The 12,082-nt window shown below is 59.8% G+C and carries 9 protein-coding genes; all 9 read left to right on the top strand.

Translation table 11 applies throughout. The annotated features are described in order from the left end of the window. Positions 1–177: 177 nt before the first annotated feature. The 9 genes from ACAW74_RS04950 (at position 178) to ACAW74_RS04910 (ending at position 12,054) form a co-directional block, all read left to right on the top strand. Positions 178–552 (top strand): hypothetical protein, encoded by a 375-nt coding sequence (locus tag ACAW74_RS04950; RefSeq protein WP_370697081.1) that lies wholly within the window; start codon positions 178–180, stop codon positions 550–552. Then, the gene (locus ACAW74_RS04945) at positions 486–926 is read left to right on the top strand and encodes a glucosaminidase domain-containing protein (protein ID WP_370697080.1); all 441 of its coding nucleotides are present in this window, start codon (positions 486–488) and stop codon (positions 924–926) included. Before ACAW74_RS04950 ends, ACAW74_RS04945 begins: the two co-directional genes overlap by 67 nt. Continuing rightward, complete coding sequence (locus tag ACAW74_RS04940) at positions 926–1,102, top strand: hypothetical protein (protein WP_370697079.1); 177 nt, start codon at positions 926–928, stop codon at positions 1,100–1,102. The genes ACAW74_RS04945 and ACAW74_RS04940 overlap by 1 nt, the downstream gene beginning before the upstream one ends. Next, on the top strand, positions 1,099–1,950 hold the full coding sequence (locus tag ACAW74_RS04935) for a hypothetical protein (RefSeq protein ID WP_370697078.1): 852 nt from the start codon (positions 1,099–1,101) through the stop codon (positions 1,948–1,950). The genes ACAW74_RS04940 and ACAW74_RS04935 overlap by 4 nt, the downstream gene beginning before the upstream one ends. After that, positions 1,947–2,468, top strand: coding sequence for a hypothetical protein (locus tag ACAW74_RS04930; RefSeq protein ID WP_370697077.1), 522 nt, complete (start codon positions 1,947–1,949; stop codon positions 2,466–2,468). Before ACAW74_RS04935 ends, ACAW74_RS04930 begins: the two co-directional genes overlap by 4 nt. Further along, positions 2,456–4,513, top strand: coding sequence for a DUF5977 domain-containing protein (locus tag ACAW74_RS04925; RefSeq protein ID WP_370697076.1), 2,058 nt, complete (start codon positions 2,456–2,458; stop codon positions 4,511–4,513). The genes ACAW74_RS04930 and ACAW74_RS04925 overlap by 13 nt, the downstream gene beginning before the upstream one ends. After that, on the top strand, positions 4,504–5,061 hold the full coding sequence (locus tag ACAW74_RS04920) for a hypothetical protein (protein WP_370697075.1): 558 nt from the start codon (positions 4,504–4,506) through the stop codon (positions 5,059–5,061). Before ACAW74_RS04925 ends, ACAW74_RS04920 begins: the two co-directional genes overlap by 10 nt. 487 nt (positions 5,062–5,548) lie before the next feature. Next, the gene (locus ACAW74_RS04915) at positions 5,549–10,648 is read left to right on the top strand and encodes a phage tail tape measure protein (RefSeq protein ID WP_370697074.1); all 5,100 of its coding nucleotides are present in this window, start codon (positions 5,549–5,551) and stop codon (positions 10,646–10,648) included. Further along, positions 10,648–12,054 (top strand): hypothetical protein, encoded by a 1,407-nt coding sequence (locus ACAW74_RS04910; protein WP_370697073.1) that lies wholly within the window; start codon positions 10,648–10,650, stop codon positions 12,052–12,054. Before ACAW74_RS04915 ends, ACAW74_RS04910 begins: the two co-directional genes overlap by 1 nt. Positions 12,055–12,082: the final 28 nt, after the last annotated feature.

The following is a 12,082-nucleotide window of genomic DNA, read 5'->3' as shown; positions in this document are numbered from 1 at the left end:
CGACCACGTATTACAAGAATCTGAACGCGCAGGGCCAGCTGAATTACGAAGTCTACACTAAACTGAAGGTCTATGAATCAGAAATCAAGGCGCTTCGTGGCGACCTTAACCGCGAGAAAGGTCGTATTGATCGGTTGTCTGGGGATGAGTTGCAGCGTGAAGTTGATCGCCAGTTCAATGACGAACCCGTCCGGCGTGGCGGTGTACGACAGCCTCAAACGGCTCCGCCCCGTCGAGGTACCACCCAAAACGATTCTGCTCACCGAGGAGGGCGCGCGGCTGGCGCTCCGCTACAAAGCCGAGGCCCTTTCGAGCCGGGCCACGATTGTCCTGAAAGACTCGTCGATCGTGGCGCTGGGGCGGTTGGTCGACCAGAAAGATCGGCAGATCGAGCAGATCAACCGCCAGCAGCAGGCCAAACAGAACGTCAGCCAGCAGGCCCAGGCCCATACCGACGAAGCCCGGACGAAGTTGCGCGCAGCGCGGTGGGAGAACTGGCTGTGGCGGGTGAGCGTGGCGGTGTTCGTAGCCGCGAAGTTCAAACTCATCTGACCTACTGGCGGCGGATCAGTCGCCAGGGGTACCGCTACCCCGACGTGGCGTGGGCCATCAGCGCCGTCGAGACGGGTTACTGGTGGTCAGAGGTGGAGTTAGCCAGGCACGGCCACAACCTGTTCGGTATGAAGAAAAACGGGCGGGGCTACTACACGTCGGTTTCGCCCGATGGCTACTGCCGGTACGCCAGCCCGGTGGCTTCGCTCGATGATTACGGCGACTACGAAGCGGCCACGATCCGCAAGTATAGCATCAGCAGCCGGGCCGAATATCTGGCCCACATCTGCTGGCGGTTCTGTCCTAACCCCAGCTACGGGGGGAAACTAGCTTTGGCCTTTCAGAAACTGAAACGCATCCAACCGCTGGCCTGATGTCGCAGAACGCCATCAACATCATTACCGCCCTGATCGGCCAGGCCACCAGTATTGGCCTGGCCGCTTTTGCTTGGCAGTATGTCCAGGAGCGCAACAAAAAGATCGACGATCTGGAACGCCGCCTGCAACGACTGGAGAATCGGGAGGAGCTACGTAAAGAACTGGGTAAATGAAGACAATCGAATTTGGTAACAAGACCTACCGGGTTGCCGAGAATTGGGCCGAACTGACCACCGAGCAGTACGTGCAGCTGATCCTGTGCCCTCGCCTGAAGGCGGATGGCTCCTTTGATACCGTCGAGCACCAGGCCGCCGCCTGCCGGGTGTGGCTGGGCATGAGCCCGCGCATGTGGCGTGATTTGATTATTACGCCCTGGCAGTGGTGCCAGCTGCGGGGGCAATTCGCCTGGCTCTTTGACACCGCCCCGGAAGGCAAGCCGCCCATCATGTCGTTTGAGTGCGGCGGGGTCAACTACCACCTGCCCGCCGCCGATATGGCCGACACCACCGGGGCTGATCTGGCGGCGGCCAACATGGCCTATCTGGAGTTTGCGGCCCCACTCGAAGAGGGTGTAACCGACGTGGCGGGCAAGACTAGGGCGTTGAACCAGCTGGTGGCCATCCTGTGCCGGCCCCGCCGGAAAGACTGGCGCAAGTTCATGAACAGCGCCGAGTGGAACGGCGACGTGCGCGAACCCTTCAACGAGGCCCGCGCGCAGGCCCACGCCGAGCAGCTGGATAAGCTCCCGCTAAACCTGAAGATGCTGGTGCTGGATTACTTCGAGCGCTCTAACAACGCCTTCATGGCCCTGTATGGGGAGCTGTTTGGCAAGAGCCGCGAACCCCGCTACGGCGACGGCCGGGGCTGGGTGATGCTGCTGAAGAACGTGGCCAAAGACGGCCACTTCGGCGATTACGAGAAAGTTTGCACCATGCCCGCCCACCTGCTGTTTGCCTCCCTGCTCGACGATCTGCTGAACCAGCAGGAGGCTCAAGACCGCGAAAAAGCCCAACACCCATGACCCCGATCACGGACCTGCTCAGCCTGACGGCCTTCATCGAAGAAGCCGTCCAGCTGGTGCCGACTATCGAAAAATTTATGCCTCTTTCCAACGGGCTGAAGGCCATCAACGAGATCGAGGCCTACTACACCAACGACTACGCCGGCATCACCTGCTTTTTACAGGTAGCCGAGTCGCAGCCCAAAACGAACGGGGCCGGGCTGGATTCGCTCACCTTTCTGTGCAGCCTGACGGTGGCCATGAAACCCGCCGATCCGGGCGCTGGGGCCGGGCTGCTGGCCCGCAACGAAACCCAGAAACTGCTGCTGCACCTGCTGGGCCGTCTGCGGGCAATGGCTGACCGTGACGCCGAGGAGTTGGAAGACCTGGGCGAGCCCTTCGAGCTGATGATCCAGCCGGGTCAGAAAATGTTTCCGATCGGGCTACTGGCCAACGTCGAACTGGAGGGCTACTACATTGACGTCGACGTGACCGTACCCGCTAACCGTTTACTGTTCCCTGACGCATGGATAGTCTAGCACCCCTTTCGTTTCGGCCCCTGCGGTTCTCGCGCAACCCCATTGCCTACGTGGTCGACGCGGCCCCCGATACGCTGGCCGATCGGGCCGCCCTGTCGTATGTGCTGCGGCTGGAAACGCCCAAAACCTTCGGTTCCGGCGAGTTCACCGAGCTGGTCACCCTGCCCGGTCGGGAGGTGCCACCTCGCCAGGAGTTTGGGGCGACGGTCTATCCGGGGGCCGCGTTCGACGTGGCCGTGTACCTCGATGACGATCTGCACCGGACCCCACCGATGCCCGATCAGGGGGGCTTTGTGGCCTGCGCGGGCCTGATCACGCCGTTTCTGGTGCAGACCTGCATCCTTCAGAACGGTACGCTGGTACCCGACACCAAACAGACCTTTCCGCTGGAATATGCCCTGAAGGGGGCTTTATCGGTGGAGCAGTTCGCCAGCTGGCGGGATGACTTTTTTACGAGTTACCTGGCTGACACCCGGCAGTTTCTCACCTGGCAGCCCGCCCGGAAGTGGGTGGAAACCGACCAGCCCGAATTTCTGTATCACCTGGTCAACTACACGCCCAAGCCGACCGAGCTACGGTTGCGGGTAGCCGTGACCTACACCGATGGGACGAGCGAGGTGCTGACGCCGATGCAGACCGCCAACGTGGCGCAGTACACGGTCTACAGCGTACCGGTGGGCTTTGTGGCGTTGGGCTTGCCCCAGCAGGAGGCCCTGACCAAAAAAACGGTACTGAGCTACCAGGTATGGTTATCGAACGAAGCGAACGCCCGGCTCTCGGAGGTCCGTACCTATTGGGTCAACCGGGAGTACCAGCCTAACGTGCTGTATCTGTTGCTGGCCAACTCGCTGGGCGGCTTCGACACCCTGCGCTGCACCGGAGCCAGCAGCCGCCGACTATTGGTGCGGGGAACCGATATCCAACGCCCGCTGGACCCCAATTACCGGCCCGGAACGGCGGAATTTGTCAAGCTCAACCGGCGCGGGGAACGTACCCTGACGGTGGCCACCGGCCTGCGCGACGGGGCCGAACTGGATTATTTGAGCGAACTGCTGTTTGCCGAGGAGGTGTATCTGGTGAGTCAGGACGGGTACGTCGCCCTGACGCTGGCCGCCTCAGGGGATACGGCGCTGGAACTGCGGGGAGCCGAAGAAGACCTGGCCGGTCGGGTGCTGACCTTCGGGCTGGGCAAAACGGAGGTGGGCTATTCGGCCCTGCCCGTCGCCCCACCCGCCGCCGCCCGGCCCACGCGCTGGGTACCGGTCAACACGTTCTGCCTTATCAACGAGCAGGGTATTCGTTCCGGGTTGATGGGCGCCGTGCAGCTGGAGCAGCGCTACGTCGATGATTTTAGCCTGGTCAAGCCGCGCCGGGTAAAGCTCAACGTACCTGGTACGGAAGGCTATCAGGCTCCCGTACCTTCGGCGGTCTGTGCGGCCACGCCCTTCACCAACGCCCGGATCGAGCAGACGGGGCGTTACGCCCGCAATAACTGCGGCGAAGGGCAGGAAGGTGGCCCGGCCACGCTGGTGCTGGAGGCGGGCAGCATCGGGGCCGAAAACGCCGAGCAGCTGGCCGCGCGGGTCGCCTCGGCGCTGGCAGCGATGGATACCCAGGCCTACGCCAATCAGTACGGTTCGTGTGCGTTGAACCCTAAAGATTACGTGGTGACGGTGCCACCGGGTTACTTCCATTTCCGCACCAACCTGCCCGATAACCTGTCGGTGTTTTACGACGGTACGCCGGCGGCTGGTAACGCCTGGCATTTGGCGCTCGACCCGAACAATCCGGATGTGTGGCGCTACCCGAAAAACAACGTAGCGCTGCCGCTTCGCAGCAACCCCCACAACTGGCTGCTGCTGCTGCGGGCCGACTTTGCCGGGGTTGGCGAGGTGCTGGTGTATCGGAACGGGTTGCTGATCAGTACCCGGACGCTGCCGCTGAACGCGGGCATGGGTTACGTCATGCTGGGCGCTGGGGAAACGGTGGCTACTGGCGACCGGCTGTTTATCGAAGTGCTGAACCTGCGCACGACATGGTACTAAACCTCACGCTGGAGGAGTTCGAGAGCGCGGCTACCGAGATTGTGGGCCGGGTGGTCGCTGAGGCCCAGATCACCATGCAGCGCAAGCTCCAGGCGGCGGGCTTCGTGCTGACGGGTGATCTGCTAAACTCGATGCGCCACGAATCGCTGGTGATCGGCCGCGATCTGTACGCGGAAATGTCGCTGGGCTTTGCCGGGTACGGGCGTTTTAAGGATATGCGTAAGCTGCTCTACAACAAGATGCCGCCAATCGAGGTGCTGGAAGACTACGTGCGGGAGATTGGCCTGGACAACTTCAAGTACGTACCGGGCTATCTGCTGGGAGCCAGGTACCGGACGCTGCACATCCCGGAGAGCCGGGCCATCAACCGTATTGCGTGGGGTATCGCCGTCAACCGCTTACATCTGGGGAGCGCCACCCGATCCAAGGCGAAGGCGTTCTACAACCCGGTACGTGGCCGGCTAATCTATGACATGGCTAACCAGCTGCTGGAAACGCTGCCGACGCCGATCCTGCGCGCGATGAAAGAACAACTGGAGCAAGCGTAGGAGGATTGATTCATGCAGTATGTGGACAATCACACAGCTTGAATATGCGCAAAAGATCGCTTGGTAAGGGTGGATAGTTGAGAGTAAGTAAACTTTTTCGGGGTGCTCTTTTACTAAGGCGCAGCCGGGGTCTACCAGAAAGACTTACAAAATACAAGTCATAACAGACACGATTGCGGTTAATAAAGGGCCTATCTAACGTGAACCGAATAAAAAGCTTGCTTTTGGTGCCTGCGTTGAGGTGTATCCACCCCTTTAAACCTAGTTCAAAACACAGTTGGTCAAAATCTAGCGGTCGCTCCATACAGTAATGGCTTTTGCTTTCTAAGTAAGACATTCATTTTTCATGCCAGCTCTCGCGCTTACCAAGCGTTGCTACTGTTCTGCTCTTAACCGTCTATGTGTTCATTTTACGTCCTACCCTGAGCCTTTTGTAAGGTATTCTTTCGCTGCTGGTCTACGCCATCATGGCTGAACCACCAGCGCAATGCAATTCAAAGAGGAGGCTGTATTCACCCTGAAGTTCGACGGTAAGCCGGTCGTCAATCAGTTGGGTGAACTCGAAAAGCAGCTCAACGACGTAAAAGAAGCCCAGAAAGGGGTCGAGAAAGGCACCAAAGAGTGGGCCGACAACAAGGCGCTCATCAAAGAACTCGAAGCCTCTATCAAGCAGGTCCGCGAGGAGATGGGCGTGTCGGGCATGACGGTGCAGCAGCTGAAGGGCTATTATAAGCAGCTGGCCGCCGAAATCGACAAGCTCACGCCTGGTACCGAAGCCTACCTCAAAAAGGCTGATGAACTACAGGAGGTCAACACCCTGCTGGCCAACCATAGGGCGACAACCCGCGCCACCAACGAGGAGATCGAGAAGCAGCCGAGCCTGTGGGAACGGGCCAAAGGGGCCGCCGCTGGTTTTCTGGCGGCATTTTCGGCCACCGAACTGCTCGAACAGGCCTTCAACTTCGTGGCGGGGGGTATCAAAAAAGCCCTCGAACTCGAAGATTCGATGTCGGGTGTGGCCAAAGCTACCGGCCAGAGCAGCGAGGAGGTCCGGGAGTTGAGTCAGGAACTCGACAAAATTGATACCCGCTCGACGAAAGAAAGCCTGATGGGCATTGCCCAGATCGGTGGGCAGCTGGGCGTGGCCAATACCGAACTGCTGGGCTTCGTCAAATCCGTCGATATGGCCAACGTGGCGCTGGGCGACGAGTTTACCGGCGGGGCCGAGGAGGTCAGTTCGGCCCTGGGCGGTCTCCAGAAGCTGTTTAAGGAAACCAAAGACCTCAATGCCGGGGAGGCCATCAATCAGATCGGCTCGGCCATCAACGAGCTAGGGGCCGATGGTGCCGCTACGGGCCCCGTCATTGCCGAGTTCACGGCCCGCATGGGTCAGCTGGGCGACCTCAGCCCGCAGATCGCCCAGACGATGGGGCTGGGTGCAGCGTTCCAGGAGTTGGGTTTGTCGGCCGAGATCTCATCGGGTGGGCTATCCAATATCCTGCTGACGGCCGCAAAAGACACGTCCACCTTCGCCCAGCAGATCGGCGTGGCCGATAGCCAGATGAAGGAATGGATCAACACCAATCCAAACGAGTTTCTGCTGCGGCTGGCCGAATCGCTCAAGAACGTACCCGCTGATCAGCTGGCCACCCGCCTCGACGCCCTGGGCATCAAGTCGCAGGAAGCGACCAAAGTAATGGCCCTGCTGAAGGACCAGACCGATATGGTTCGCCAGAAGCAGGAGTTGGCCAGCAAGGCAATGGCCGAAGGCACCAGCCTGCAAAAGGAGTTCAATACGGTCAACAACAACGCCGCCGCCGAGTACGAGAAGTCGCAAAAAGCGCTGAGCCTGATTGCCACCGAGATCGGGCAGTCCCTGCTGCCGGGCGTGACGGCCGTCACCCGGGGCGTGGTCACGTTTGTGAACGTGATCCGGGCAGTACCGGAATTTCTGAGCGAAAACCGCACCTCGTTTGCCGCGCTGGGGGTGGCCATTCTGGCCCTGAACGGGAACCTGGTACTGGCCACCGCCAGCAGCATCGCCCACGCCGCCGCCGAAAAAGCGCGTCAGGTGTGGACTGGTTCGGCAACGGCGGCCCAATGGCTGCTCAATGCGGCCATGACAGCCAACCCGATCGGGCTGGTGGTGGCGGCGGTAGCGCTGCTAGTGGCTGGCTTTACGGCGCTCTACAACAACAGCAGCACCCTGCGGGGCATCATTTCGGGTACGTGGGAAGTGGTCAAAACCGGGGCTGGATTGCTGGCCGATTTGACCGAGAAAACGATCGAGTTCATCGGTCGGGGGCTGGACCCGCTGCGTCCGGTACTGGCGGCGATCGGGGATGGGTTTGTCTTCGTGTGGAATCTGGTCGACCGGGGCGTGGGCTGGTTCAACCTGCTGACCGGAGCGGCAGGTACGTTGGTATCGGGCGGGCTGAGTCGCATCACCGTGGCGCTGGAGCCGGTTCGCCAGGGGCTGGCCTCGTTCTGGACGATGATCGATCAGGGCGTAACCAAGATCAAGTCCATCGGCTCGGCCATCAGTTCGTTTTTGCACGTCGACGAGTTGGTGAGCAAAGTGAAGTCGGCAGCCGGCAGCATTGGCGACGCCTTCAACAAGGGCTACGGCGATAAACTGGCCGAAGATCGGCCCAAACAGGTGGCCGCCCACCAGGCTACGCTCAACACCAAGAAAACCGCCGAGACAAAGAATGCCAATGAACTGGCTGATATCGTCACGGCGTCGGACCAGAAGGCCCTCGACAAAAAGGCCGCGCAGGCCGAAAAACACCGGCAGACCGAGCTAAAACAGGCGCAGGAAGCCGCCAAACGGCAGGCGGAAGAGGTGGCCAAAGCCGAGGCGGATGCGATCAGAAAGACCGAGGAGGCCCGCATCAACGCCATCAAGGACGATCTGGAACGGGATCTGGCTCGCCTTAAATTCAAGTATGATAACGAGGTTGCCGCCATTGCTCAGAGCAAGGCGAGTCAGACCACCAAAGCCGTCTGGGAAAAAGCGCTGACCGAGCAGCTGCACCGCGATCAGGACAAGATCGAAACCGACCACCGCCTGAAGCACGAGAAGGAGGAGTCGGAAGCGGCCAAACGGGTACTCGACCTGAAGATTAAACTATCAGGCGACGAGAAAGCCGATAAGCTCCAGAAGCTGGAGGACGTGGCCAGCGCCCAGCGCATCCAGATCGAGAAGGACGTTAAGGACGAAACCGACAAAGCGGCGCTGCTCAAACAGATCAACGACCGGCTGATCGCTGACAAACAGCGGGTCGAGGAGGAGTACCGCCAGAAGAAAGCCCGCGAGGATGCCGCCCTTCAGGATGCCCAGTTCCGGGCGACGGTGGCCGATGCTGACGCCCGGCTGCTGCTGGCGGGTACCAACGCCCAGGGTATCTACGAGGCCAAAAAGCTGCGGCTCGATGCGGAATACAACTACAATAAAGCCAAGCTGGAGCGCGAAGCCGCCGAGCAGGTAGCCCACAACAACGCCAACATTGCCGACACCGATCGACGGGCAGCGGCTAACAAAGCCACCGACGACCAGCTGAAGGCCAACCTGACGACCAACGATGTCAAATACGAAAACGACAAAACGGCGCTGACGGCCGAAAAAACCGAAGCGCGGCGTAAGAACCAGCAGGAATACTACAACGCGATCAAAGCCCTGATGGAGGGCGATTTTAAGGAGTTTACCGACATCCTGACCAAGAAGCTGCAAGGGGAAAAGACGCAGCTGACCGAAAAGCAGAAGGCCAACATTTCGACCATCGACGCGATCGGGGAATACACGCTGATGGCGGTCAATGCGCTCAACAAGCTCAACCAGATGAAGCTGGAGAAGGAGCTGAAGAACATCCAGAATGAGCGCGACTCGCAGCTGGCGGCTTGGAAAGACAAGTACAACCGGGGCCTGATCAGCAAAGACGAGTACGAAAAAGGCGTCGATAAGATCAATAAGGATGCGGATACCAAGATGAAGGCGGCCCAGGTGCAGGCCTTCCGCAACCAGCAAAAGCTCGACATCGCGCTGGCGATCGTCAACGGGGCGCAGGCAGCGCTCAAATCACTGGCCACGCTGGGCTGGCCGCTGGGTCTGATCGGGGTGGCCGTGTCCGCGGCTACGACGGCCGTGCAGATCGGCATCATCAAGGCTCAGCAACCGCCCTCGATGCGACGGGGTGGGTACGTTCGCAATGCGGGCGTGGTGGAAGGTCCCAGCCACGGCAACCGCTACGGCGATTCGGGCCTGGCCATCACCCGGCGGGATACGGGTGAAGAGGTGGCCGAAATGGAAGGCGGTGAGCCGGTGATGGTGTTGTCGCGGTCGACCTACCGCAACAACCGTCGGCTCATCGACGGGCTGATGCATTCCTCGCTGCACCGCAACGGTGCTCCCGTCATGCGCGACGGTGGGTTCTTTGGGGAAGGCGGTAGCTACGGCGATTACGTCAAACACGGTCCGCCGCGCGGGCGCTTCCAGAAAGGGGGCGTGATGTTCGACGGTGGGGGCTGGATGGGCGAGATCGAGGAGGAATACGACAGTGGGGGCTACAAGGAGCCGGTCCAGGATTACAAGCCGTCAGGTTCGGAAGAAACTGCCGAGAGTGCCGCCGCAACGATTGATTCGGTTACGGACGAGCAGATCAAGCAGAGCCAGGCCGCGATGGAGTTGATCGGTAAGAACACCGGAGCGACGGCGCTCACCCTGCTGGACACGAACATAGCGCTCTCGAAGATGACGCTCCAACAGACCTACGATCTGGGGCAGGTCATGGAAGTGCTGGGGCTGTTTAGGCTCGACGTGCGTGAATACCTGTTTCAGCTGAATACCGAGCAGGCCAAACGCAACGATACGCTCATCCGGGCGCTGGAGGTGCTGATTGGCAACCTGACCAAGAGCCTGTCGACGGGGCTGAGTGGGCTGGGCGTGGATTTGAAAGGGCAGCTGGTCGACCTCAAACAGCAGACGACTCAGAGCCTGACGGAGCTAAAACATGGGCTTAATACCGACATCAAGCAGTTGGAGAAGTCGACCACTGTGGCGATCGATATGCTCAACACGGGTACACAAACGGCCCTGTCGGACCTTCAGGCCAGCAATGAGAAGGAGGCTGAGCGAAACCGATCGGTGCAGCAGATAACGATGCAACAAATGTCCACCGACCTGACGGGCGGGCTGACGAGTTTGCAGACCACCACCCAACAGGGTTTCGGCCAACTTACCGAAACCAGCAAGCAGGGGATGACGAGTTTACAGACCACCACGCAGGAGGCGCTAGGCCAACTGAACGAAACTAGTAAGCAGGGGCTAACGAGCTTGCAGACCACCACCCAGCAGGGGTTGGGTCAGCTGAACGAAACCAGTAAGCAGGGGCTGACCCAACTGAATGAAACCAGCAAGCAGGGACTCGACGGCGTGCAGGGGGCGGTCAACAACACCAACCAGACCCAGAACTACCAGTCGCAACTGCTGAACCGGATTGCCGATAAAGACCTGTCGGTATCGTACCAGGCCTTTGTTAACGTACAGAACCAGATTGACGTCGTGGTTCAAAAATCAGAATTCGCCTAATGCTTGACATTCGCATCGATGGGGAGTCGGTAGACCTGCTGCCCTCCACAAGCCTAACGCTGGAACGCTTCAACCCGCTGTTTTCCTTCGACTCGGTACAGGGTAGCCGAGTCTATGGGTTCGAGCTGCCCGCCACTCCGACCAACCGGCGGCTGCTGGGCTACTTCTATCAGGATCAGGTCGGGTATCAGGCCCGTAAATTCCGCTGCGAGAAGTATTTCGCCGGGCAGTTGATCGAGCAGGGGTACGTGATGATCCATGACGTGAAGCCGTCCGGGTATAGCGTGTTTTTTACGCAAAATCTGGGCGAGATCTTCGGCGACAGCCAGAACGTAACCCTGTCACAGCTGAACCTGGGCGTCGAGGCGATTGGCAGCTCAGCCGACGCCAATCACCTGGTCGACCCCTACGCCTTTCCCACGATCCGCAACGAAGCGTTTTACGGCAACCAGGCTTTGACCGGCTTTAACGGCCTAATGAACGAATGGACGGGTGGTACGCCCAACGCGGTGGCCAGGGTACCCATGCCGTTTTTGGGACAGGTATTGGGACAGTTCGGGGCGTTGACCGGCTGGCAATTTAAGGGGCAGTATACGCTCGATGCTGACTTGCAACGGCTGCTGCTGTACAACACCTATAGTCTGGACGGCTTAACGACCATCAACGCCAACAACCACCTGCCGGGCCTGACGATGCCGCAGCTGCTGATCGATCTGCGGAAGTTGTTCAACCTGTATCTGGAGTTCGACGTGTACAAACGGGTCTGCACGATGGACTTCGGGGCGCAGGTACTAACGGGTGGGGATGTCGTCGACTGGACCGATAAGGCCCAGCCGCAGCACATCAAAGCGCCTGATCTGACCAATCGCCTGGAGTTGTCTTACGAGTTGGATAGTAACGATGCGCTGCTGAAGCCGATCCCCGCGCCCCTCGAAACCTACACGAGTGCAGAAACGACGGTGACCGAAGACGGCGCCCTGCTGCCGATCCGGTCGCGGGTGTCGACGCTGCTCACCGATGCCGGCACTGGTAGGGCCATGACCGCGCAGGTGGGTAGCTCGCCGCTGAACAAGGAGAACAAGAACCCCTCGACGCCCAAACTGCTGTTCTGGCATGGGCTGGTGAATGGCGAGCCGACCGCCACGGCTGTCCATGGCAACCGGTCGCTCTACTGGCATGGGCCCAATAACCTTGTCGATCGGAGCTACCGGCAGCTGGAGCAGTTCAAGGCCGATACGTTCACGGTCACGAAGGTGGTGTACCTGACGCCCGCCGATCTGGCCCGGTTCTCCTTCCGGCAGAAAGTGCATATCAGCGGGGTCAACTACCTGGTCGGTTCGATGAAGGCCCAGCTAAGCAGTGGCCGGCAGCTGATCCCCGCTGAAGTAAGTTTACTTCGGGCTTAGCGATGTAGACTGATGGATATAAACGCTC

This window comes from Fibrella musci (assembly GCF_041321105.1).
GTDB lineage: Bacteria > Bacteroidota > Bacteroidia > Cytophagales > Spirosomataceae > Fibrella > Fibrella musci.
Note: the sequence above shows the minus strand (reverse complement) of the source record. Positions and strands in the feature narration are given on the sequence as shown.